This is a genomic window from Nocardia concava NBRC 100430 (genome assembly GCF_000308815.1).
GTDB lineage: Bacteria > Actinomycetota > Actinomycetes > Mycobacteriales > Mycobacteriaceae > Nocardia > Nocardia concava.
The window spans coordinates 98,128-120,558 of the sequence record NZ_BAFX01000074.1 but is presented as its reverse complement, the minus strand read 5'-3'; the positions used below and the strand labels follow the sequence as shown (position 1 = coordinate 120,558).

The 22,431-nt window shown below is 65.4% G+C and carries 23 protein-coding genes and 1 pseudogene; 9 read left to right on the top strand and 15 right to left on the bottom strand.

Translation table 11 applies throughout. From position 1 onward, the window contains the following. The first annotated feature begins 91 nt into the window (after nt 1–91). A complete protein-coding gene (locus tag ON43_RS14975) occupies nt 92–790 on the top strand; it encodes a TetR/AcrR family transcriptional regulator (RefSeq protein WP_051178460.1) in 699 nt (232 codons plus the stop codon). A gap of 26 nt (nt 791–816) precedes the next feature. Here ON43_RS14975 and ON43_RS14970 read toward each other — a convergent pair whose 3' ends face one another. From ON43_RS14970 to ON43_RS14920, 11 genes are all read right to left on the bottom strand, one after another. Next, nucleotides 817–1,422 carry a hypothetical protein gene (locus ON43_RS14970; protein ID WP_051178459.1) on the bottom strand — a complete coding sequence of 202 codons (606 nt, stop codon included), beginning with the start codon at nt 1,420–1,422 and terminating at the stop codon, nt 817–819. Between the two features lie 34 nt (nt 1,423–1,456). Then, nucleotides 1,457–2,425: an MlaD family protein gene (locus tag ON43_RS14965; RefSeq protein WP_040807917.1), complete on the bottom strand. Its 969-nt coding sequence runs from the start codon at nt 2,423–2,425 to the stop codon at nt 1,457–1,459. Next, the gene (locus ON43_RS14960) at nt 2,422–3,459 is read right to left on the bottom strand and encodes an MlaD family protein (protein WP_063712551.1); all 1,038 of its coding nucleotides are present in this window, start codon (nt 3,457–3,459) and stop codon (nt 2,422–2,424) included. Before ON43_RS14960 ends, ON43_RS14965 begins: the two co-directional genes overlap by 4 nt. Continuing rightward, a complete protein-coding gene (locus ON43_RS14955) occupies nt 3,456–4,565 on the bottom strand; it encodes an MlaD family protein (protein WP_157514039.1) in 1,110 nt (369 codons plus the stop codon). Before ON43_RS14955 ends, ON43_RS14960 begins: the two co-directional genes overlap by 4 nt. Further along, nucleotides 4,565–5,596 (bottom strand): MlaD family protein, encoded by a 1,032-nt coding sequence (locus ON43_RS14950; RefSeq protein ID WP_040807915.1) that lies wholly within the window; start codon nt 5,594–5,596, stop codon nt 4,565–4,567. Before ON43_RS14950 ends, ON43_RS14955 begins: the two co-directional genes overlap by 1 nt. Further along, nucleotides 5,596–6,603: an MlaD family protein gene (locus ON43_RS14945; RefSeq protein ID WP_040807912.1), complete on the bottom strand. Its 1,008-nt coding sequence runs from the start codon at nt 6,601–6,603 to the stop codon at nt 5,596–5,598. The genes ON43_RS14950 and ON43_RS14945 overlap by 1 nt, the downstream gene beginning before the upstream one ends. After that, nucleotides 6,600–7,643: an MlaD family protein gene (locus ON43_RS14940; RefSeq protein WP_040807911.1), complete on the bottom strand. Its 1,044-nt coding sequence runs from the start codon at nt 7,641–7,643 to the stop codon at nt 6,600–6,602. Before ON43_RS14940 ends, ON43_RS14945 begins: the two co-directional genes overlap by 4 nt. 4 nt (nt 7,644–7,647) lie before the next feature. Beyond that, on the bottom strand, nt 7,648–8,514 hold the full coding sequence (locus ON43_RS14935; RefSeq protein ID WP_040807910.1) for an ABC transporter permease: 867 nt from the start codon (nt 8,512–8,514) through the stop codon (nt 7,648–7,650). Further along, the gene (locus ON43_RS14930; protein ID WP_040808137.1) at nt 8,514–9,359 is read right to left on the bottom strand and encodes an MlaE family ABC transporter permease; all 846 of its coding nucleotides are present in this window, start codon (nt 9,357–9,359) and stop codon (nt 8,514–8,516) included. Before ON43_RS14930 ends, ON43_RS14935 begins: the two co-directional genes overlap by 1 nt. A gap of 2 nt (nt 9,360–9,361) precedes the next feature. Continuing rightward, a complete protein-coding gene (locus tag ON43_RS14925; RefSeq protein WP_040807908.1) occupies nt 9,362–10,000 on the bottom strand; it encodes a TetR/AcrR family transcriptional regulator in 639 nt (212 codons plus the stop codon). Between the two features lie 106 nt (nt 10,001–10,106). Beyond that, the gene (locus ON43_RS14920) at nt 10,107–10,775 is read right to left on the bottom strand and encodes a TetR/AcrR family transcriptional regulator (protein WP_040807907.1); all 669 of its coding nucleotides are present in this window, start codon (nt 10,773–10,775) and stop codon (nt 10,107–10,109) included. Nucleotides 10,776–10,928: 153 nt separating this feature from the next. Between ON43_RS14920 and ON43_RS14915 the strand changes: the two genes are divergently transcribed. Together ON43_RS14915 and ON43_RS14910 are read left to right on the top strand one after the other, a co-directional pair. Beyond that, on the top strand, nt 10,929–11,450 hold the full coding sequence (locus ON43_RS14915; protein ID WP_083913423.1) for a flavin reductase family protein: 522 nt from the start codon (nt 10,929–10,931) through the stop codon (nt 11,448–11,450). 85 nt (nt 11,451–11,535) lie between these two features. Continuing rightward, complete coding sequence (locus ON43_RS14910) at nt 11,536–12,690, top strand: acyl-CoA dehydrogenase family protein (RefSeq protein WP_040808135.1); 1,155 nt, start codon at nt 11,536–11,538, stop codon at nt 12,688–12,690. 3 nt (nt 12,691–12,693) lie between these two features. Here the strand turns inward: ON43_RS14910 and ON43_RS14905 are convergent, their stop codons facing one another. After that, nucleotides 12,694–13,509, bottom strand: a complete 816-nt coding sequence (locus ON43_RS14905) for a class I SAM-dependent methyltransferase (protein ID WP_040808134.1) — start codon at nt 13,507–13,509, stop codon at nt 12,694–12,696. Between the two features lie 141 nt (nt 13,510–13,650). Between ON43_RS14905 and ON43_RS14900 the strand changes: the two genes are divergently transcribed. Further along, nucleotides 13,651–14,346, top strand: a complete 696-nt coding sequence (locus ON43_RS14900; RefSeq protein WP_051178452.1) for a TetR/AcrR family transcriptional regulator C-terminal domain-containing protein — start codon at nt 13,651–13,653, stop codon at nt 14,344–14,346. Nucleotides 14,347–14,376: 30 nt separating this feature from the next. Here the strand turns inward: ON43_RS14900 and ON43_RS14895 are convergent, their stop codons facing one another. After that, complete coding sequence (locus tag ON43_RS14895; protein ID WP_040807902.1) at nt 14,377–14,811, bottom strand: type II toxin-antitoxin system Rv0910 family toxin; 435 nt, start codon at nt 14,809–14,811, stop codon at nt 14,377–14,379. Nucleotides 14,812–14,967: 156 nt separating this feature from the next. Here ON43_RS14895 and ON43_RS14890 point away from each other — a divergent pair, with 156 nt between their 5' ends. The 5 genes from ON43_RS14890 to ON43_RS14875 all read left to right on the top strand — a co-directional run bounded on the left by ON43_RS14890 (nt 14,968) and on the right by ON43_RS14875 (nt 20,662). Then, nucleotides 14,968–15,567, top strand: coding sequence for a TetR/AcrR family transcriptional regulator (locus ON43_RS14890; RefSeq protein ID WP_040807901.1), 600 nt, complete (start codon nt 14,968–14,970; stop codon nt 15,565–15,567). Nucleotides 15,568–15,816: 249 nt separating this feature from the next. Further along, a complete protein-coding gene (locus tag ON43_RS44815; protein ID WP_157514038.1) occupies nt 15,817–15,987 on the top strand; it encodes a hypothetical protein in 171 nt (56 codons plus the stop codon). Between the two features lie 233 nt (nt 15,988–16,220). Further along, nucleotides 16,221–17,645 (top strand): MFS transporter, encoded by a 1,425-nt coding sequence (locus tag ON43_RS14885; RefSeq protein WP_218003271.1) that lies wholly within the window; start codon nt 16,221–16,223, stop codon nt 17,643–17,645. 95 nt (nt 17,646–17,740) lie between these two features. Continuing rightward, entirely contained in the window at nt 17,741–19,096 is a 1,356-nt protein-coding gene (locus ON43_RS14880) for a glycoside hydrolase family 27 protein (RefSeq protein ID WP_086007954.1), read from the top strand. Nucleotides 19,097–19,285: 189 nt separating this feature from the next. Then, nucleotides 19,286–20,662 carry an acyltransferase family protein gene (locus ON43_RS14875; RefSeq protein ID WP_083913422.1) on the top strand — a complete coding sequence of 459 codons (1,377 nt, stop codon included), beginning with the start codon at nt 19,286–19,288 and terminating at the stop codon, nt 20,660–20,662. Between the two features lie 89 nt (nt 20,663–20,751). On the opposite strand, the gene ON43_RS46795 is transcribed toward ON43_RS14875, so the two are convergent. Next, complete coding sequence (locus ON43_RS46795) at nt 20,752–20,883, bottom strand: transposase (RefSeq protein ID WP_167333438.1); 132 nt, start codon at nt 20,881–20,883, stop codon at nt 20,752–20,754. Between the two features lie 81 nt (nt 20,884–20,964). Further along, nucleotides 20,965–22,256, bottom strand: a pseudogene (locus ON43_RS14865) (IS701 family transposase). Nucleotides 22,257–22,431 lie beyond the last annotated feature (175 nt).

Here is a 22,431-nt window from a genome sequence, read left to right as displayed (position 1 = left end):
ATATATGACGCCAGGTCAAGCATAATCGGCAACGTCGTTACCGATATGATGATCGAGTGTCCAGACCCGACGACACCCCAAGGACGAACGCGTGACCACTACCGATTCAGACGCCGTCGAGGCGCCGACGCGACGCTCCCCCGGCCGCCCACGGGTCCCCTTCGACCGGATCGTGACGACCGCGCTACAGATCGTCGACGAGCAGGGCGCCGACGCGCTGTCGATGCGCGCGCTCGCCCAACGCCTCGATACCGGCACCGCCGTGCTGTATCGAGCGGTCGCCAATCGCGCCGAACTCCTCGCCCACGTGGTCGACTGGGTGCTCGGCGAGATCGACATCGGCGACGACGAGCCCGACGGCGACTGGCAGCGCGCGGGCATCGCGGTCGCCGAGGCGATCTTCTCGGTGCTGCACCGCCACCCCGGGATCGCGCCACTGCTCATCGCGCAGGTGCCGATCGGGCCCCATTCGCTGGCGCTGCGCGAGCGCGTCCTGGCCATGCTGCTGGCCCATGGGTTTTCGCCGAAATCGGCGGCGCTGGCGTACGCCACCATCGCCCGGTATGCCATCGGCTTCGCCGCGCAGCTACAGGGCCACAGCACCGCTGCCAGCATCGACCCCGCAACCCTTACAGCGCTGTATCGTCGGCTCGATCCGGAGCTCTTCCCCGCCACGATCGCCGTCGCCGATCATCTGCCGGCGCAGACATTGGAGAGCGAATTCCGCTTCGGTCTCGAACTTCTCGTAGCCGGCCTCGTGCCGCTGCGCGACGGCACCGCCCAGCCATGAGGGCTCTCATTTCAACGGCAGTGCGATTATTTTAACGGCAGGGCGCCGTCCATGCCCCCGACGTCGGTAATCTTCCACCCCGCGCCCGAATCGACGGTGACGTTGTAGGTCACCGTTGTTTGACCGCCGTCGGGAGTTTGGGCATTGGTGGAATTGACGTTCAGGAAAACGTTCACCTTGTACACGCCGCCGGTCTCGGAGGTGACGACCGCGCTGATCGGTGTCGCGGTCGACGACCATTTCAACGGCACCAGAATCTCCTGAAGTTTGGGTGCGGTGGCGTCGAACTTGTTCGAAAGCTGGGGACTGGTATTGGCTTTCAGCTTGCCGACCCACGCGTTGTAGTCCTGGAAATTGATGGTGGACGCGCCGACCGCGTACTCCGTGGCGGTCTGCTCGGCCCGGCGGTCGGCGGCGGCGGTGGCATCGCGGTCGCTGAGGTCACCGCGAGCCGACATCCACAACGCGGCGAAAATCCCCGTGGCCGCGACCAATGCCGCGAGCGCGGCTCCGACCGCGATGGCGGACAACCGGATCGACACCGTCCCCGATGTTCGCCCGGCCTCGGAGGCCGGGGCGTCCGCCTGCGTCGTCTTTTCCTCGTCGATTCGATCTTCGGTTTCGATGGACATCTCTACTCCTACGGTGATTGGGTCTGCACGTCGGCTATTTGACGTTGATCTGCAAACGCAGTGCGCCGTCGCCGGTTTCGGCGAGCGCTTGCGAAATCAGCGCGCTGAGGTCGACGCTGCTCAACTGCCCGGTGGCCTGGGCCGCCAAGGGGCTGAGCACGGGCACCAGCTGCGCCAGTCCGGGCCCCATCTGCGCGAGGTAGTCGGTGAACTCGGCGAAGAACGGCATGAGGCCGGTGCCTTCGACATACATGTCCGGCATTTGCCCTATGCGGACGAACCTCTCGATGGATTGGGCGAGATTGTCCGCCGAGGTTCCGAGTTGGCTCCAGCCCGGCGCGGCAGCGCTCAGCGCCGGACCGGTCCACTCCATATCCGCACCCACCGCCTGCAGGTCGGTGAGCATCCGATGGATCGCATCGGTGCGGGCGAGCAGGGTGGCGGCGAGCAGGCTGGTGGATCGCCCCAGCTGCGGCACGATCGCCTCGGTACCGGCCAGCCCGCGGGTGAAGGTGTCGACGAGATCGCCGATCGCCCGCGGATCCAGCTGCTCCATCAGGTGGGTTACCTGACGAGCCACCTCCGGTATCGATGTGGGTGTCCGGATCACGCGGGTGTCGATCTGTTGTCCGTCGCGCAGGTACGGGGCGGCGCTGCCTCTGTTCGGAGTGAATCGGACCTCGGGTTCACCCAGCGCGGAAAGGTTTTCGATGGTGACCGTGCTCGCGACCGGAATGCGGTAGTCATCGTTCACCTTCATGCTGACGCGGACGCCGCCCTCGCCATTGCGCACCGAGACGACCTTTCCCACGCGCAGCCCCGCCAGCGACACCGGCGATTCGGGACCGAGGCTGCCCGAATTGGTGAGCGTCATGGTCAAGGTGGAATACCTGGTGAACCAGTCGACGCCGACCACATCGAAGGCGAGGTAGGCGGCAGCGATCAGCGCGACGGCGGCGATGCTGCCCAATGACAGTGCGGGACCGAGGATTCGGGATTTCAACGGACTGCTCCGATCATGCGCAACGTGTCGATGAGCCGCGCGGTCTGCTCCGACGCGGGGACACCGTTTCCGGCATCGATGCCGACGAGGTCGACCTTCGGGCCGTGCTCGACGAAGGGGATGATCTGGTCTCGGAGCAGGGATACCAGCCGGTTGAGGTTCGACGGCGCGTTCAGGTCCAGGGGTCGATCGGTGAACAGCAACGGCACCAGGGCTTTCGCCGCGGCGTCGCCCGCGGATGCCAGGGGCGCTATCCAGGTCAGCGCGTGGACGATGTCACCCAGCGCACCGGCCAGGCCGAGGACGAGGATCAGCGAGTGCAGCGCCGAGGTGACGTGTGTGGCGCCCTGCTCGGTCAGCAGTGATTGCAGTGCCCGATCGCGGTCGAGCGCCATGTTCACATTGGCTTCCATACCGTCGAGGAAGTTGTCGACTTCGCCGAGATGCTGTGCGACATCGCCGAAGTCGGCGCCGAGGACCTGCGCGATGTGCGCGCTGTCGGACGGCTGTGCGGGCAATGCCGCGTTCAAGCGATTCACCAGATCCTGGAACTGCTGGACCGCACCGCCCTGCACGAACGTCGCCAGGCCCGCCATGACGTCCTCGACCTGGACCGCCGGTTTCGTCTGTGCGATCGGGATGGTGCCGCCGTCGGCGAGGGTGTTGCCGAATCCGCCCGGCGGCGTGGTCAGTTCGATGAAAATATCGCCGAGCAGGGTGTTCTGTCGCAGCTGCGCGGTCGTGGCGGTGGGCAGTCGGACCGCGCGGTCGATGTCGACGTCGGCGATCACATGGCCGGGCGCGGCGGCGGCGGGATCCACCACGCGCACGGCCGCGAGGTCGCCGACCTGGACACCGTTGGCCATCACCTTCGCCCGCCCCGGCAGATTGAGCGCATTGGCGAACTCGACATGCACCCGATATCCGGCGCCGCGGCCGGTGCCCGGCAGCGTGATAGCCGACGGATCGAACGCGCAGCCGCCGACCGCACATCCGACCACCGCCAGTGCGAGCAGCTTCGTCGTGAAGTTCATTGCACCCTCGCTCCGGCCATAGCCAATACCAACGGAACCAGATCGATCTCGGCCAAACCGTGCTCGGCGCTGTGGCACCGGCCCGGGAGAGCGAGGTTGATCGCCGCGCACGTCTGCTCGGCATCGGCTTGGGCGAGAGCCGTTTTCGGCCCGGCGTAGGCGAGCGCGGCCTGCCCGGTAGCCGGGTCGACGGACCTGCGGAAGGCGTCGGTCAGCGTCGGAATCATGCCGACCAACTGCTCGAGGGTGCCGACATTCGCGCCGACCCAGCGCACCAGCGGCACCGTCGCGCGCACGAGGTTCAGCAGTGACCGCCCGAATGTCGTGGTGATGTCGTTGAACCAGGGCAGCAGCACGCGCAGCGCGTCGACAATGCCGACGAACGGCGGAATCACCTCGGTATTGGCCTGATCCAGCATGCCGCCGAGTCGGGTCAGCATGTGTTCGAGATCGCCCCAGTTGTTCTTCATCGCCGCGCTCAAGGTGGTGATCGCATCGATCAATTCGCCGATGCGCCCGATGGCCGCATCCGGTGACTTCAACGCATCGCCGAGCTTGAACAACAACGCGTTGAGCGCATCGCCGGTACCGGTGACGGCGGTGTCCAGGGCCGAAACGCCGCCGCCGAGGGTGCTGCTGCGGGCCGGGTCGTCCGGTGCGCTCAGTTCGCTCGCGAGTTTGGACAGCGCGTCCATGGTTTGGGTCATGCTCTTGGGGGTGAGCGCGCGGGTGACGCACCGACCCGGGTCCCACTCGGGGGCCGGTCGTGGCGCCGACAGCATGGCGAGGTTGCGGTCGGCGACGAGGGTGTCCGACAGTGTCACCGCCGAAACATCGCCGCGCAGTGGATGATCGGACTCGATCCGGAACTCGACTCGCACCCCGTCACCGGACGGTTCGATCCCGGTCACCGAGCCGACCGGGATGCCGAGCATGGTGACGTGACTGCCCTGATACAGCCCCGCCGCGTCCGGCATCATGGCGCAATACGCGCGCGTCGGCTTCGCCGCACCGGTCAGCACGATATAGCCGGCGGCCGCGACCACGGCGATGACCATCACCGCCGCGACCGACATGAAGCCTCGGGAAGCAAGGAATCGGCGCATCAGCAGGTCCTCCCCGGCACCGGAATGCACAGTGCGGGCGCGGGTACCGTGGTCGCCGACCGGTCGAGGGCGGGCCCGCCCGGAGCACCGGCGATCTCGGTCAGTTGCTGCCCCAGGTGCTCGACGTTGGCGACGACCTGGTCGAGCCGACCCGTGAGCCGATCCAACTCGGGCACCGCCTCGGCGAGTTTGTCGAACATGGGTTTGAGGGAGCTGTCGTAGGCCGGTTCGATCGCCGCCAGGCGCGACAGCATCCGTTCGAGCAGATCCAGCGACGCGCGCAACTCGGCCCGCTTGTCGACGAGGATGTCGGTGGTGAGGTTGAGCTCGTGGGTCAGTCGGCCGTACAGCGCGGTATCGTCGCTGATCGCGCTCAGATACTCCTGCGAAATCGCCAGTGCCCGAGAGACATCCGCGTTCTGCCGGTCGAGAATGTCGACGACCGAGTCGACCGCGTGTCCCAGCTGACGCAGCCCGTCCGGGCTCTTGACCAGCGCCGTCTGCAGTTCGGCGAGATTCTTCCGCAAGGTTTCCCCATCGACGTCGTGGACCGGGGTCACCGCGTCCTGGAACGCCTGACCGAGCGTGTACGGCAGCCGTACCCGATCCTTGGCGATCACCTTGCGGCTCAACGGTTTCGAACCGGCCGAGATCAAGGCCACATAGTGGCCGCCCGCGATGGTGAGCATCCGGATGTCGAGGGTCGACTGGTCGCCGACGAAGACATCGGAATCGACCGTGAAGGTCATGTGCACCCGATCGTCGTGCAATTCCAGCGATTTCACCGTACCCACGGTGATGCCGGCCATGCGTACGTCCTCACCGGCGCGAATCGCTCCGGCCTCGGTCATATCGGCCCCGTATTCCGCGCGGCCCGGGGGCGCGGCGTAGAGGACACCGCAGGCGGCCAGCACCACGACCACCGCGGCCGCGCCGCCCGAGCCGAGCCGCAGTTCGCGTCGGCGCACCGTTCGCGCATCGGCGACGGGCCGGTCACCGCCGAGGGGAATCCATTTGCGAAGTTCTGACATCACCGGTTGCACAGCGTGATCCTCTGGCCGCCGATGAATACCCGCAGTTGCGGTGGCACCGGCGCATTTCCGTTCGAACAGGTCGCCGTCAGCTCCGGGGCGGCGGCGGGCAACATCGCATCGAGCGACTGCAGCAGTCCGGGCAGCTTGCCCAGTACCTCGGTGGCCGCCTGCGGGTCGGGGAACGCGGCGTGCAGGGCATTGTCGAGGTCCGGATTGGTGTCCGGGGTCAGCCCGAGGGTCGCGAGCAGATCGTCGAGGGGACCCAGGACCGGCGGCGCGGCCAGGGCGAAGTCGACGAGACCTTTCAGCTTGTCTTCCAGCACCGTGAACAAGTTGGTCAGTCCTTGGATCAGCGTGTCCAGATACGGCGACTTACCGCCGAGGCGGTCGTCGAGGGTGTGCAGATTGCGGACCAGGACGGAGATCACGGCCTGCCGATCCACCGCGTAGCGGCTCAGTTGTTCCACCGCGTCCAGTGCCGGTCCCAGACCGCTACCGTTGCCCTCGATCACCGCGAGCACGCTTTCGGAAAGCTGGTTGAGCGCGCTCGGCGAGAAGTCCCGCAACACCGGTTGCAGCCCGTTGAACAGGGTGGTGGTATCGAAGGACGGGATCGTGTGCTCGGGTGCGACGGTCGCCCCGGCCGTCAGCCGCACGCCCAGCGCCGCGGGCTGGCGGACATCCACGTACCGCTGACCGGTCAAGGTCTGATAGCGGATCGCGAAGACGCTCGTCTCGAACACCGGGTGATCGCGTTGCACGCTGACCTGCACGGCGGCGCGGCCCTGCGTCAGCTTGATCGCGCCGACCTTGCCCACCTGCACGCCGTACATCCGCACGTCGTCACCGGCTTTCAGACCGTTGGCATCGGTGAACAGCACCCGAAACGAGTCGGTGCGACCGGAGACGGGCCGCTCGATCGCCGCCACCACCGCGGCCAACAGCACCGCCATCGTGGCCGCGAACACCACGAGCCGAAGCAGCACGCCGGCAGTCGATTTCATCGTGCGCCTCCCGCGCTCGCGGTGCCGAACAGCGGGGCGGCCAGCACCGGAAAACCGCGCAGGGTGAGTTCGAGGCGCAGCACCGGGCCGTCAGGGGTGTCGACGAACGCATTGTCGATGCGTTCCAACAGGGTTCGCAGCTCCGCACTCGACCGCTGCGGTGTGGGCACCATCTGGGCGGTGACGTTCAGCAACGGTGTCAGCATGTCGGCGTAACCGGTGTAGTACCGCTCTCCGGTGTATCCCAGGTTCGTGATCGCGGGGAACATCTGCTCGGCGAGCAGCGCGACGCCGGAATCGAACAGCGGCTGATCGGTGCGCAAGACCTCGATGTTGTTGATGTGGTCGAGCAGATCGACTGTAGCACCGGCGAAGTCGGCGGTGCCGTGCAACGTGGAGGCATACCGGCCGATCAGGAAGGACGGATCGTAGCGCTGGGTTTCGGCGACGACGCGGCCCAGCATCACGATGGCCTCCAGAATCGGGGTGAAGGCCTTGGCGTCGGTGGCCAGCGTGGTGAGCAGTTCGGCGAGCCGCGGCGTGAGGACCTGGTCGGTGGTCTGCCCCAGCGACCGGATCAGCGTGCCCAGGGTGGCGTTCGTGACTCGTGCCGCCGAGGCGCCGGTGAGATCGACGTTCTCGCCGTCGCGCAACACGACTCCGCCTTGGCCGCGGCGCAATTCGACCTCGCTGATGCCGAACAGGTTCGACGGCGCGTAGTCGAGGGCGAGCGTGTCGGTGAGCCCGCTGAGCTGAGACTTGTCCAGCCGCAGCGTAATCCGCTGTTGCCCGTCACCGGCACTGTCGATGCCGGTGACCTCGCCGATGTTCACTCCGTCCAGCCGCACTCGCGCACCGGTGACGATGCCGTCGCCGATCTGCTCGGTGCGCAGCGTGACGCGCATCCGATCGTCCACACGCGCCGACTGCACCCCGGTCCAGGCCGCGGCCATGGCCACGGCGGCCACGAGGGCGAGCAATCCCGTTCGCCGTGCGGTCTTTTCGGTGATGGCCGCCCCGGGCAACCCGAATACTGGCATGTCGCTATCCCGTAAACGTGATCGTCGCGTTGAAGCCCCAGATCATCAGGCTCAACAGCATGTCCAATGTGATGATCGCGACGAAGCTGGCGCGCACCGCCCGTCCCGACGCGATGCCGACGCCTTCCGGGCCGCCGGTCGCGAAATAGCCCTGATAGCAATGGATCAGGATCACCGCGACGCCGAAGACCATCACCTTCAGCACGGCAGCGGCGATATCGGGGCCGCTGACGAATTGGTTGAAATAGTGGTCGTAGACCCCCGAGGCCTGACCGTGGACGCCGACGACGACCAATGCGCAGGACAGGTAGCTGAGGATCAAGGTGATCAGGAAGGTCGGCACGATCGCGACCACGCCCGCGATCACCCGGGTCGTCACCACGAACGGAATCGAGCGCAGGCCGAGGCATTCGATCGCATCGATCTCCTCCGAGATGCGCATCGATCCGATCTCCGCGGTCATCCGGCATCCGGCCTGGGCCGCGAATCCGATGGCCGCGATGATCGGCGCGAGTTCGCGGGTATTGGCGAACGAGGAGACGATGCCGGTCAGCGGGCCGAGTCCGACCATGTTCAGCGTGCCGAAGGACTGGATACCCACGGCCGCGCCGAGCACCATGCCCAGCACGATCAGCATCGGCACGGTGCCGCCGCCGACGATCAGCGAGCCTCTCCCCCAGGTCGTCTCGCTGATGGTGCGCAGCGTCTGCATGCGATAGTGCCTGAGCGTCAAGGGAATAGCCGAGAGCGTGTGCCAGCAGAAAGACAGCATGAATCCGATCGAATCGATCGGCAGCAGCAGCCGTCGTCTGCCGCGGACCGCTCGATATGCCCAGCGGAGACCGCGCGGCGCGTACGGCGTCGCGGTCATCACGCCATCCTCGTCGGAGCGAACATCTGAACCAGCTGGCTGACAACGAGATTGACGACCAGAACCGACACCACCGAGAGCACCACCGAGGCATTCACCCCGTCGGCCACGCCGCGGGGCCCGCCCTTGGCCTCCAGCCCGCGCTGGCAGCCGATGATCGCCACGATGAAGCCGAACAGGATCGCTTCCAGCAGCGAGATCCCCACGTCGGTCACCGTGGTGAAGGAACCGAAAGTGGCCCAGTAACTTCCGGAGGTCACGCCCTGGGCGCTGATCGCGACGAAGTATCCCGCGGCCACACCGGTGAAGATGATCAGCACGTTCAGCAGTGGCGCGACCAGTACCATCGCGACTATGCGCGGAACCGCCAGGCGGCGGACCGGGCTGACGCCCATGACCCGCAACGCGTCCACCTCTTCGCGGATGGTTCGGGCGCCCAGGTCCGCGGCGATCGCCGCGGCGCCGGCGCCGCCGAGGAGGAGTCCGGTGGCGATCGGGGCGCCCTGTTTGATGACCCCGAGTCCGCTCGCCGCCCCCAGCAGCGAGTCCCCGCCCAATTCCCGGATCATGTTGCCGATCTGCACCGAGACGATCACGCCGAACGGAACCGCCATCAGGATCGCGGGCAGGGCGGTGACCGTGACCAAATACCAGGCCTGATGCAGCATTTCGCGCCATTGGAAGCGTCCGCGCACCAGATCGCCCATCCCCTGTCCGACCGACTCGAGGACGAGGTCGACCGTCCGCCCCCAGGTACGCAGGCCGGAGACGACGGTGTCGGAGAAGTTCTCGCGCACGAGCCGCAAAGCGGAATCACGCTGTGCGCCGGACACTTTGGGTAGCAGAGTCACGACAGTCGTTCTTTCGTTCGGGATGTTTCGCTCGGATATCCCAGCGCGCACAGCACCTGCTGGGCCAGGGTCTCGATCCACTCGGTCGTCACCGCGGCGGGATTGCGCCGCGATGTTCGCAGGAGCGCCAGGACGACTTCACCCACGAGGTCAAGGGCGGCCTCGACATCGTGGACGCGGAAGCATCCCGACGACAGCCCCGCATGGACGCCGAAGGACAGGTGCGAGCGGATGGCGGGATCCTCGAGCACCTGATATCGCGCGACCACGACCACCGCGGCGGTGCCGGGATCGGCGTGGCCGATCGCCACGAGTGCGCGGATCTGGGCGCGGAGGTATTCGCCGGGCTCGTCCACGCCCGCGACAGCGTCGTCGAGGATGCGGGCGAGCCCGTCGACCACCTCGGCGATAACCACCGCGAACAACTCGTCCTTGCCGGTGAAGTGGTTGTAGAAGGATCCGGTCGCGACGCCTGCGTCGCGCGCCAGATCGGCAATGCCGAGCCGCGTCGCCCGGCCGCTGACGAGGGCCTGTCGTCCGGATCGGATCAGGGCGGCCCGGGTGCGCGAGACGCGCCGCGCTCGCGCATTCGGTGCGGCGACGTCCGGTGATTCCACGACAGCGTGTCCATCCATAACGGATACAGTGTGTCCGTAATCACTTCGGTCGTCAAGCTATTTCAGCAACATTGTTGCCGTTATTATTCTGCCCACTCCGGCCACGTCGGAGCCGGTCAGGATGTCAGGAGGCAGCGAACTCCTCGAGCAAGGGCCGCAGCGTCGCCTCGATATCGAGCGTGGGGTCGAGCGCGGCAGCCGAGCGCACTGCCGAGGCAGTCAGGTGCATCAGACATTGGACGACGACATCGACATCGAACGGTTCGTCGTTCTGTAGCCAGTAGGCGGCAGCCTCGTCAATCGCGCCCACGACCGACCGGATCATCATGCGCAGAGCCTTGTTCTGCGGGTCCATCCCCAGCAGCGAGATCCAGCCCTCGATGGTCTGCCAGCGCCCGGACTCGAGCACTTCCCACGCCTCGGGATCGGCGCCCCGGCCACCCAGCACCAAACGCAATGCGAGACCGCGATGCGCTGCCAGATAACGGAATTGGGCGGTGAACGCTTCGCGAATCTGCTCGACGGGCGAGATCCCGGGACGCACGACATGGGTTTGCAGAATGCGATGCGACGTCTCCCGAATCGCCTCCATGTAGATGCCGCGCTTGTTGCCGAAGTAATGGAAGAGCAACCCGTGCGCGACCCCGGCGGCCTGACAGATATCAGCCACGGCCACTTCGTCGTAGCTGCGCTCGGCGAACAGCTCGACCGCGGCATCCACCAGGCGCTGCCGGGTCTCGGCGGCCTGCGCGGCCCGCGCACTCGGTCGGCCCGCCTTGGTCGTCTCAGTCATCTCGCCCTTCCCTCACCTAGCCGTCTCCACCCGATAGTGCCCTCGCGACCAGGGAGAAACAAGTTGATTTGAAGTCATTGACATAAAATCAACGAGATAGTTACGCTGCTCGCCAAGGCCGGGAAGTGGCCTGGCTCACTTAGGAGTTGTGCTATGAGCGATAGCGTCGAGATCGACGTTTCCGCAGCCTCTTTGAAAACGCCCCGCAGCCCCGACCAGCTGCGGCTCACCTTCGGCTGCTTCCCCAGTGGCGTACTCGCGGTCTGCGCCGAGCGGCGGGGACGGCCCGCGGGCATGCTGGTCAGCTCGTTCACCTCGGTGTCGCTGGAACCCGCGCTCGTGTCGATCTGCATCATGAACAGCTCGCGGACCTGGGCGGAGCTACGCGACGCGCCCAGACTGGGGCTCAGCATCCTCGGCGACGAGCAGGAGCCGACATGCCGGCAATTGGCGTCGCGCTCGAACGACCGGTTCTCCGGCATCGAGTACGAGTGCACCCCCGAAGGCGCCGTACTGATCGCCGGTGCGACGGCATGGCTGGATTGCGCCCCGTACGAAGAGTTTCCCGCGGGTGATCACACGATCGTCGTGCTCACCATCCACGGCATCCGGGCGCGTCCCGGTGCGCACCCCCTGGTCTTCCACGGCTCGCGGTATCGCCGGCTCGTCGCCTGAACAGCCACCGAATTTCCACCATCACAACAATTTTGGAGCACCCATGACCACCGCAGCGAACAGTCGGGTCGAGACCGTCGAGGATGTGCTGGCGCGCATCAAGGAGTTGACGCCGCTGATCCGGAAGAACGCGGCCGCAAGCGAATCGGCCCGACGCGTGTCCGAGGAGACGATCGACGCGCTGAAGGAAGCCGGCGCGTTCCGACTCCTGGTACCGCGTCGCGTGGGCGGCCTCGAGAGCAGCTCGCGCGCGTTGCTGGACGTATCGTCGGCGATCGCCGAAGCTGACGGCGGCGCGGCATGGGTCGTCATGCTGTCGAATACCAATGCCTGGCTGGCCGCCCTCAAAGGGGGCAGCGACTTCGAGCAGATGTACGCCACGAGCCCCGATCTGATCATCGCCGGTGTGCTGGCGCCTTCCGGCACCGTCCGCAAGGTCGACGGGGGCTACCGGGTGAACGGCCGCTGGCCCTACGCGTCGGCCAGCTTGCACGCCGACTGGGCCACCAACGGGGCACTGCTGGTCGACGACGACGGTCAGCCGCTCGACCAGGTCGCGATCGCGATGCCCCGCGGGGACTTCCAGGTCGAGGACACCTGGTACGTCGCGGGAATGCGCGCGTCAGGCAGCAACACGATCGTCGCCGAAGACGTGTACGTTCCCGATGCTCGCGTTGTGCCGCTGCTTCCGATCCTGATGGGCGAGTACATCTCCGAGCATCCCGAGGCGCCCCTCTACCGCTCGGCCATGGCCTCGTTCCTGAACGTCGCGGTCCTGGGACCGCAACTGGGCCTCGGCCGTGCGGCCCTGGAGCTGGTCCGCACCAAAGCGGCGGAGAAGGCGCTCGCGTACACCACGATCACCCGGCAAGCGGACTCCGTGGCCTTCCAATTGCTGGTCGCCGAGGCCGCGATGAAGATCGAAACCGCGCACCTGCACGCCTATCGAGCGGCCGACGACGTCCAGGCGTTCGCCGAGGCCGGAATCTACCCGGAGCTGCTCGACCGCGCCCGGATCAGAGGCGATGTCGCGATCGCATTGCGCAGCATCAACGAGGCCTTGACCATCCTGCTCGACGCCCACGGCGCGGGAGCATTCGCCGAAGTCAATGCCATGCAGCGCATTTGGCGCGATTCCAATATCGCCGCCCGGCACGCAGTGACCCTGCCGCACGTTTCGATGGAAACCTATGGCAAGGCCCTACTCGGTATCTCGGAGCAGATCACACCGCTCGTCTGAGCGTCATTCCGCCGGAAGCGGATTCGGCACGCCCCTCGGTCGCGAAAACACGACCGTCGTCGACGGAGGTCCGAATCGCGTTCGGGTGGGCAGGAATTCGATGTCCATGTGCGGATTAGCCGCTCGACCGAGAGCCGAGAACGCCGAGCGACTATAGGCGCGCAAGCCGCTGATCACGGCATCGTGGACGAACGGCCGGACCGGCGGGGCGAGCAGCGCTGCGGCCAGGAGCGGGAAACCCAGAATCGCACCCACCGCGTGCCCCGCCACAGACTGCCGCTCGAGATCGATGACCAGGAACCGCTTCCCTACCCGGGTCGCTTCCGCGATCGCGCGGTAAGCGATCGAAGGCGGCAGGTGATGAAACGACATCGCGAACACCACGAGGTCGTAGCTGTCGTCCGGGGCATCGATGGCGGTCGCGTCGATGACCTGGGTGCGCACCCGAGGATGCGCACCCAGCTCGCCGGCGGCGATCTTGGCGACCGAGGTGGGATCCAGGTCGCTCACCGTGACCGTGGCCCCGGGGTGGTACTCGACGATTTTGGCCGACAGCTTCCCGTGGCCCGCACCGAGTTCGAGGATGCGCGGCTCCGGTACGTCGGCTACCATCCGCAACGCCGTTCGAGCGTTCTTCTCGTGCACTCGGGCCAGGGTGCCGAACCGATCGAGGGCGGTGATGACCTTCTGCTTCAGCTCATCCGGGACGTCGTAGCGATCGAGATATTCCGGTACGTCCGTCTGCAGCTGCCGGTCCAGCCAGGAGGCGTCGGGGCCGCCGCGCGGCATTGTCGCGATAGCCGATTCGGCGTCACTCATATTCATGCCTACTCCTCAGAGCCGAGAACGAGACGTTATCGGCTACAGCGTAGCCAATAAAATCGGGGTTCGACCACATTCGGCTTCGCCGTAACCACGTGCCGTTCCCGGGACAGCGTCGCCGTCGGCGACAATGTGCGCATGGGAAGCAGCATCGAACCCGAAACCGGCACCCGCCCGGCGCGTCGCTCACCGGGGCGCCCGCGCGTGCCGTTCGACAAAATCGTCACCACCGCAGTGCAATTGGTCGACGAAGAAGGCGCGGCGGCCTTATCGATGCGCACCCTCGCCCAGCGACTCGACACCGGCACGGCGGTGCTCTATCGAGCCGTCACCGGACGTCCCGAGCTCGTCGGTTTCGTGGTCGACCACGTCTTCGGAGAGGTCGATTTGGATATCGACACGACCGATCGCGACTGGCGACAGGCCTGCCGGGCGGCGGCGCAGACCATCTTCGAGACCCTCCGTCGGCATCGCGGCATCGCACCGCTGCTCATCGAACAAGTCCCCACCGGCCCCAATGCACTCGCCTTACGCGAGCGTTTCCTCACCATGCTGCTCAACGCCGGTTTCGCGCCGGAAGCGGCCGCCCGCACGTACGCCGTGCTGGCCCGATACGTCCTCGGGTTCGCCGCGCAGCTCCACGACCCCACCGCCCCCGACCCCGAGCCCGCCCGTCTCACCGCGCTCTTCCACCAGCTCGATCCGGCCGACTTCCCCTCGACCATCGCGGTCGCCGATTGCCTGCCCACACAAAGGCTCGAAGACGAGTTCGCCTTCGGCCTGGACATGATCATCGAAGGGCTCGCCCTGCACCACTCCCCAGCGTCGCGGTGACCCGGCCAGGGCCGGGCGAACCCACCGACATCAGGAGATCAGCGCTCCGGCCTTCTTCAGCGACTTGTCCAGCGCGCCAACGATGGAACCCTTGAAGATCGCCCCCATCGGGCCGTCGATCATGCCGCCGTTGATGCTCACCCGCAGGTCCACATGGGTGGCCTGGCCATCGACTCGGCGAAGGTGAATGTCGAGGGCGAGCGTCACGCCCACCGGTGTCGTGCCGGCCATGGTGATCGATCGGGGCACATCGACCTTCTCGAAGGTCCAGTCGATGGTGACCGGCATATTCATGACATTGGCGGCCGCGGTCGCCGTCTCGCCCTCGGTGATCCGATCGGACACCGGCGTCTTCCACGACTTGTGAATGGCCAGCCATTCCCCCCATCGCGCCGGGTTGCCGATGACCGCCCACACCTGATCGGGCTGGGCCTGGTAGCTGGCAGTGGTCTCAACGGTGCGCATACGACTTCTCCTGGACTCGCACGGTTATTTCGGTTACAGCGTAGCCGGAATGTCCAAATTTCGGAAACACCGTAACCGAAATTCGATGCTCGTCGGCCACCGGAAGCTCGACCGCTATCGTTGAGTACAGACCCGTACTATTCCCGAGGAGTCGCGATGCCCGAGACCGAGCGCATTCGCCGACCTCGTATGTCCCCCGCCCGCGAGCATGAATTGCTGACCGCGGCGCTGGACCTGTTGCGCGAGGTCGGATACGAGGCGCTGACCATGGACACCCTTGCTACGCAGGCACATTGCAGCAAGGCAACCCTGTATCGCATGTGGCCGACCAAGCCCGAACTGGTCGCCGCGGCCATACGCGTCACCGGCCCGACCGACGCGAAAGATATCGACACCGGAAGCCTGCGCGGCGACTTGGTGGCCATGGCCAGCCGCTTCACACCGCGGGCGGCGCAGGACACGGCGCTGATCGCCGCCCTCGATCACGCCGCGCTCACCAACCCCGACCTGGCGGCGACCCTTCGATCCGTCCTGCTCGAGCCCGACACCGCCGTCCTGACCCACTTCCTCGATCGAGCGGTCGAGCGAGGAGAATTGCCCGAACAACACCCCACCGCAGACCTCTTGTCCCACCTGTTCTTCGCGGTCTTCGTCACCCGCCCGCTCTTCGACGGTTCGTTCGCCGATACCGACTACATGACCCGATTCATCGACGAACTGATCCTCCCCGCCCTCCACACACCACTGCACGCCTAGCACGACCCGGCGGACAACCGCCAGCTAGGCGGAAATCGCAACAGATGATGACGCGATCGACCGGTGTCCCCCGGAACAGCAGATGGTCGTTGACGCCCTGTTCGAGTTATCACGGGCAAGCGGCAGCTGAGGTCGTGTCCGACCCCAGTGTCGAAGACTTCCGCGGCTTCCATCCCGACTACCTGGCTCTGCTACTCCACAGGCGATGAGGAGCCGCCGTGACCGAGAACGCCTATTCGGCGGCCGCACATGACGCCTAGTCGCGAGTACGAGCTATCGACCGCGGCGCTGGACCCACCGCTCTTCGGCGTGTTCGTCACGCGGCCGGTCTTCGACGGTTCCCTCGCCGATGCCGACTACATCACCAGATTCATCGACGACATCGAGCTACCGGCGTTACACCACTCCGCCTGTCGCTGACTGAATCTCGGCCGCGCCCAGCCGACAGCGGCAGCCCGAGTCGTTCTCATGAGACACGGCTCACACTCTAAATAGTACGGTTGCGTTCCTCCCAAGCCACTGCCATTCTTCTTATAGAACGACTTCGTACTATAAGAGAGGCGTAGTCCATGCCCGAGCATGCGGCTGTCGAACCGACCAAAAGCGACCCTGCCCCAGCCGATTCCTCCCGAAGTCCCGGCCGTTCGCGGTGGTTGCTACTCATCGTCATCGCCCTCGCGCAGCTCATGGTGGTGCTCGACGCGACCATCGTGAACATCGCATTGCCATCGGCGCAGCACGACCTCGGCTTCAGCGACAACGAGCGGCAGTGGGTGGTCACCGCGTACGCCCTCGCCTTCGGCAGCCTGCTACTCCTGGGCGGACGGATCGCAGACCTGTTCGGCCGCAAAGCGACGTTCCTCGTCGGTCTGATCGGCTTCGCCATCGCGTCCGCGGTGGGCGGTGCCGCACCCGGTTTCGAAATATTGGTGGCCGCCCGAGCCGGACAGGGCATCTTCGCCGCACTACTCGCCCCGGCCGCGCTGTCGCTGCTGACCACCATCTTCACCGAAGGCAAGGAACGAGCGACCGCTTTCAGCGTGTACGGCGCGGTGTCGGGTGCGGGCAGCGCCATCGGGCTACTGCTCGGCGGTGTCCTGACCGAGACGCTGAGCTGGCGCTGGACGCTGTTCGTCAATCTGGCCTTCGCGCTCCTCGCGGCAATCGGCGGGGCACTCCTACTGCCGCGTGGCCGCCGGGACCGCACGGCGCGGCTCGACGTACCCGGCATCACGCTGGTGTCGGCTGGTCTGTTCAGCCTCGTCTACGGCTGCACGAACGCGCAGACCAACGGTTGGGCAGATATCTCCGCCTGGGGTCTGCTGGCGGCCAGCGTCGTTTTGCTGGCGGCTTTCGTATGGTGGCAAACCCGCACGAATCATCCTGTATTGCCGTTGCGGATCCTGACCGACCGCACTCGCGCCGCATCGATGACCGCGATCTTCATCAGCGGTGCGGGGATGTTCGGCATCTTCCTGTATTTCACCTACTATCTGCAGCTCAATCTCGGGTACACGCCGATCCGCACCGGCCTGGCGTTCATGCCGATGGTCGTGGGTCTGATGATCGCGGCCATCACGGCGAACAATGTCCTGATCCCACGGATCACCCCCAAACTCGTTGTGCCACCCGGTATGGCGATCACCGCGATCGCACTGGTGTGGATGACCACCTTCGACCTGAGCAGCGCGTTCCTCACCCACGTGTTGCCCGCACTGTTCGTCGCCGGTTTCGGTATGGGCTTGATCGTGGCGCCCGCCATGAGCGCGGCGACCCTCGGGGTGGCGGCCGCGGACTCCGGTGCCGCGTCCGCGACCGTGAATGCCGCGCAGCAGGTGGGCGGCTCGATCGGAACCGCGTTCCTCGCCACCATGTCGACCAGCGCAGCCGACGACTACCTCGCATCCCACGGCCCCGTCGACCCCGGTGTACTCGCCAACGCTCAGCTCACCAGCTACGCCACCGCCTACTGGTGGTCGGCCGCCATCCTCGGCACCGGCATGGTCGTCACCGCTCTGCTGTACCGCCGCGACGTCCTCGAACAAAGCGACTCGCAGACACCGACCGTCCACATGTGACCCACGACCCGAGAGCAGATAGCCATGTTCAGCAGTATCGCAGGTATCTACCAGCGGGCTTCCCCGGAACGATCGGAGTGGTGATGCGACGGCGAATGACCTTCGCAGTGTTCGTCGCGGGTACGGTCTTGACCGCGGCGACAGCGAACGCGTCCCCGACCGAGCCCGGCACGGTCCCCGTCCCGGTGCTGGGCTGGAATAGCTGGAATTCTGGAATTCCACTGAACGAGACCACAATCCGAGAAACCGTCGACGCCATGATCGCCTCCGGCATGCGCGATGCCGGTTACCGGTTTGTCAACCTGGACGCCGGATGGGCTGCACCCGAGCGAGATTCGCACGGCGACCTGCAGGCCGATCCGGAAAAGTTCCCGCACGGCATGGCCGCCGTCGCCGGCTATGCCCACGACCACGGCATGCTCCTGGGCTTGTACTCCAGCCCCTACAACGAGACCTGCGGGCAGACCCGAGCCACCGCCGGCCTCGGCCACGAGGCCCAGGACGCGCGGCAATTCGCCGCATGGGGCGTGGACCTCCTCAAATACGACTGGTGCCACGCCGACTCCGACCACAACGAACAGGTCGACGTATTCACCGCGATGCGAGATGAGCTACGCGCCACCGGTCGCGCAATCGTCTACAGCATCAACCCCAACAGCTCCGACGACGCCGACGCGGGCGCCACCTACGACTGGTCGGCGGTAGCCGATATGACGCGCAGCACCGGCGACCTGATCCCCTTGTGGCGCAACGATTTACCACCGGCGAAGATCGGCGGCTTCGACACCCGCGGATTCGTCGGCGTCATGGATCAATACACCGCCACAGCCGCCGGAAACCGCACCGGGCGCGATCCGGACATGCTCGTCGTCGGGCTCACCATGGCCGAGTTCTTGGGCGCACACACCGACGGCATGCCCGCCATGGCCGCCAAACAGGGTGCGTTGTCCACCGAGGACGCCGAACATCTCGGCCCCCGTCTGCGCATCTCCCCGCAACTGCTCGACCTGCTCCGCCGGCAGGACAGCCTCACCATCGCCGAACAGCGCGCCCACTTCTCACTGTGGGCCATGCTCGGCGCACCACTGATCGCCGGCAACGACGTGCGAACAATGTCCACCGAAACCCGCGACATCCTCACCAACCGCGAAGTCATCGCCATCGACCAAGACCTCACACGCACACCTGGCACCGCCCTGCCCAATGACCATCGCATCATCACCAAACCACTCGCCGACGGCTCCGTCGCGGTAGCGCTGCACAACGACAGCGACCGCCCGACGACCATCGAAACCACCACCACGGCAACAGGACTCGCAACAGCCGACCAGTACCAGGTCCGTGACCCATGGGCACACACGACCACAACGACAACAGGCCCGATCACCGCACACGACATCCCGCCACACGGGGTCACCCTGGTGCGCGTAACACCCGATCGCTCGACCTGAACACCGCAGGTCCGCCCGAAGTACACCGCGACGCTTCAGTTCCGGTCTCGGTGATGGTGTCCTCCGAGTCGGCCGCGGGCCAGGCGCCCCAAGCACGACACAGCCCCAAGTGCCGCCGATTCACCGGCGAATCGACGTGTCACCACATTTCACCGACTACATTCCCGCCAGAGAGGTGGTCAACCTTCCATGTCTGCACCCGCTGTGGAAATAGCTTCCACGAAAGGCCGTCTACCCGCGCTACCTTCCCTTACCGGGTTGAGATTTATTGCCGCCTTCGCGGTATTTCTCTTACACTCGGGATTCCTGATCCAACTATTTCCGTTCTCCGCCTCGAACGCCTCGAAAAAGCTGTCGGACATCGCCCCACTGCAGCTCGGCGCAACCGGCGTCGCATTCTTCTTCCTGTTGTCGGGATTCATCATCGACTGGTCGTACGACAGCGCCAAGGACACCATCCGCGCATTTCTTAGGCGTCGGGTATTCAAAATCTTTCCGTCGCATCTGATTACTGCCCTCATCGTAGTGGTCCTGCTCGGTTTCCCACTCGCCGAACTGGCCGGTCAGATCCCGAACTTCCTGTTGATCCATACCTGGTCCCAGGATTGGAGCACCAGCGCGGAATTGAACAGTCCGTCGTGGAGCCTCTGCTCCGAAATGCTGTTCTACTTCCTCTTTCCATTCCTGGTGCCACTCGTCAACCGGATCCGCGGGCGAGCGATCTGGTGGGCCATCGGAATCCTCTCCGGAATCCTGCTGGCGATACACCTGATAATCCACTTCAGTTCTCCCGCCTTCGATATTTCGAGCATTACGTCGATGTATCCACCTCTGCAGAAATCGCCGGATATAACCTGGTCGGGCTATGACTACTCGGCCACCATGTCCGTATCCCCCGGTATGCCCATGTCCCCAGACATGGCCGGTTCGGTCGGTAGCTCAGGAACGTTTGCGATGCCGACCAGCGCGTGGCTGTCCTACCAATTCCCACCCACCCGCCTGCTGGAATTCTTTATCGGCGTCCTGTTCTGCCGCCTGGTGAAATCGGGAATGTGGCGCAACACCAACCTCGCCTGGACGCTGGTCGTCTGCGCCGGGGCCTACGCCCTGACCTATTACGTGCCGATGGCGTTCAAGACCTCCATTGTGATGATGCTGCCCCTCGCCGCACTCATCGCGACCTATGCGGTGCGCGATCTCCGCGGCATCAAAGGGATTTACAGTAGCAGGCTCGGAGTGTGGTTGGGCGACGTATCTTTCGCGTTCTACATGGTGGGATATCCCGTCCAGCTGTTCCTGCAGCGCCACCTCATCGCCGGGCACAGCTGGGGTTTCCACGGCTATCTTTTCATCACCGCATTGACATTCGTCATTCAGCTACCACTGGCCGCCGCGCTCTACCACCTGGTGGACAAGCCGATCATGCACCGGTGGGCACGCAAGAGAACCAAGGAAACCCCGTCACCCGATACCGCAGCGAGTTCAGCGGCCACCATGTCATCCACACCTTCATCGACGGCAAATCCGGTACCCCTCACAACTCCCCGGTCCGAACCCGGCTCGTGAAATATTCGACAGCCATGAGTCCGTAGACAACAGAGGTGGGGACCCAGTGTCCAGGTTGCCGGTGGTATCGGCCAGAGCCAGCAGCGCGGCTACAGCATGCCTTCCACGATCAGGCGGTTGTCGGCGAAGTTCCGGCCCACGTGGCCTTGGGCGTTCGGCTCCAGCAGCTCCCACTGCTTGTCGGTCAGAACCTGGTATCGATCACCGATCACGGTCGCCACGGCGGACATGATGCACGATCGGCCCCAAGATCGGGGCCGATCGATTCACTCCATTAGGAGACAGGACCTAGTACTCCAGCATCACTTCGTGATGTTTTCCTGTCTTCGCTGGTAGTGGGCTTGCTTGGCGCGGTGCTGGTGTTTTCGTCGCCAGGTCGACCAGCGATATGCCATGGTCAGGTTCGGTATCGGTGTGATCAGGTGTGCCAGGAGACGTTTGATTTCGCCGAGTGTGAGTGGAATGAGGCCGCTGCCAAGGCTTTTGGGGAAACAGCGGCCGTGACGGCGAGATAGGTGTGGGCGAGCATGGCCAGGGTGATGTGGCGGTACCAGGCGTCGTAGCGGCGGACTTGATATTGATCGAGCCCGACTTCGGTTTTCGCGGTCTGGAAACAGTCCTCGACCGACCGGCGGGCGCCGGCGACCTGGATGAGATCCTCATCGGGAGTGCCGATCGGCGCACCGCACAGGTAGTAGGCGATTTCGAGTTCGCCCTTGGCGTTTCGAGTCAGGGACCGGCGGGCCAAAAGCCAGCGTCGCCACCCGGAGCCGGCTTCGCTGACCGAGGGCAGTGTGGCGACGGCCCAGTCGAACAGCCGGGGGCCTTTCGCTCCGTCGCCGCAGCTCAGACGCTTCCACGCCTCGTGTGGTGCGTCCGCGACGACCTGGTCGGCGCGCCAACTACCCGCCAGTGACACGATCGGCGCGCTGCTGGGCACGGCCACCACATAGCCGATCCGTCGGCGTTCGAGCCAGAGCCGGAACTTCGAATCACCGCCGTACACCTCGTCGGCGGTGACCCACCGAGCGGGCACACCGGCGTCCAGGGCGCGAGCCAGCATCCGTTGTGCCAGGACTTGTTTCGTAGCAAACTCGACCTCGTCGGGCACGCCGGCGTCGCGGCAGCGATCCCGGTCGGCGGTCCACGACTTGGGCAGATACAACTCCCGGTCGATCAACGTGCGGCCCTTCGCGGTGACATAGGCGCAGAACACGCCGAGCTGGCAATTTTCGATCCGGCCAGCCGTTCCCGAGTATTGCCGTTGCACCCCAGCCGATTTCGTTCCTTTCTTGAGGAATCCGGTCTCGTCGACCACCAGTACGCCGTCCGCATCGCCCAGATGCTCGACGGCATAGGCGCGTGCCTCGTCGCGGACGCCGTCGACATCCCAGGCCGCCTTCTTCAGCAGCCGCTGCATCCCGTTCGGGGTCGAATCACCTGCGGCTTCGGCCAAGGTCCAGCCGTTTTTCCCCGCTAGCGGTGCGAGCAGGCCCCGTACGTACGCGCGTGCCCGCAACCGCGGCTCCGCCCGGTGGAACCGCCCCGCAACCCGCCCGAACAACTCCTCGAGCCCAGCAGTCCACGCTGCCAGATCCTCATCAACCAGCACGAAACCCTATGCTACCCAACAACATCACGAAGTGCGGCTGGAGTACTAGGACTCACAGGTGCACAAGACTGCTTCGATGACCAGTCGACCAGCAAGAAGCCGATAAAGGCTTACTCCCGATTTCCAGCGACATGGTGCCATTGCGCTACGCCGCCGA

Excerpts from the sequence above, each read along its gene's own strand:
- ON43_RS14970 (WP_051178459.1), bottom strand. The coding sequence starts at position 1,422 with ATGTCCATCGAAACCGAAGATCGAATCGACGAGGAAAAGACGACGCAG.
- ON43_RS14960 (WP_063712551.1), bottom strand. The coding sequence starts at position 3,459 with ATGAACTTCACGACGAAGCTGCTCGCACTGGCGGTGGTCGGATGTGCG.
- ON43_RS14955 (WP_157514039.1), bottom strand. The coding sequence starts at position 4,565 with ATGCGCCGATTCCTTGCTTCCCGAGGCTTCATGTCGGTCGCGGCGGTG.
- ON43_RS14950 (WP_040807915.1), bottom strand. The coding sequence starts at position 5,596 with ATGTCAGAACTTCGCAAATGGATTCCCCTCGGCGGTGACCGGCCCGTC.
- ON43_RS14945 (WP_040807912.1), bottom strand. The coding sequence starts at position 6,603 with ATGAAATCGACTGCCGGCGTGCTGCTTCGGCTCGTGGTGTTCGCGGCC.
- ON43_RS14940 (WP_040807911.1), bottom strand. The coding sequence starts at position 7,643 with ATGCCAGTATTCGGGTTGCCCGGGGCGGCCATCACCGAAAAGACCGCA.
- ON43_RS14935 (WP_040807910.1), bottom strand. The coding sequence starts at position 8,514 with ATGACCGCGACGCCGTACGCGCCGCGCGGTCTCCGCTGGGCATATCGA.
- ON43_RS14925 (WP_040807908.1), bottom strand. The coding sequence starts at position 10,000 with ATGGATGGACACGCTGTCGTGGAATCACCGGACGTCGCCGCACCGAAT.
- ON43_RS14920 (WP_040807907.1), bottom strand. The coding sequence starts at position 10,775 with ATGACTGAGACGACCAAGGCGGGCCGACCGAGTGCGCGGGCCGCGCAG.
- ON43_RS14915 (WP_083913423.1), top strand. The coding sequence starts at position 10,929 with ATGAGCGATAGCGTCGAGATCGACGTTTCCGCAGCCTCTTTGAAAACG.
- ON43_RS14905 (WP_040808134.1), bottom strand. The coding sequence starts at position 13,509 with ATGAGTGACGCCGAATCGGCTATCGCGACAATGCCGCGCGGCGGCCCC.
- ON43_RS14900 (WP_051178452.1), top strand. The coding sequence starts at position 13,651 with ATGGGAAGCAGCATCGAACCCGAAACCGGCACCCGCCCGGCGCGTCGC.
- ON43_RS14895 (WP_040807902.1), bottom strand. The coding sequence starts at position 14,811 with ATGCGCACCGTTGAGACCACTGCCAGCTACCAGGCCCAGCCCGATCAG.
- ON43_RS14890 (WP_040807901.1), top strand. The coding sequence starts at position 14,968 with ATGCCCGAGACCGAGCGCATTCGCCGACCTCGTATGTCCCCCGCCCGC.
- ON43_RS44815 (WP_157514038.1), top strand. The coding sequence starts at position 15,817 with ATGACGCCTAGTCGCGAGTACGAGCTATCGACCGCGGCGCTGGACCCA.
- ON43_RS14880 (WP_086007954.1), top strand. The coding sequence starts at position 17,741 with ATGACCTTCGCAGTGTTCGTCGCGGGTACGGTCTTGACCGCGGCGACA.
- ON43_RS14875 (WP_083913422.1), top strand. The coding sequence starts at position 19,286 with ATGTCTGCACCCGCTGTGGAAATAGCTTCCACGAAAGGCCGTCTACCC.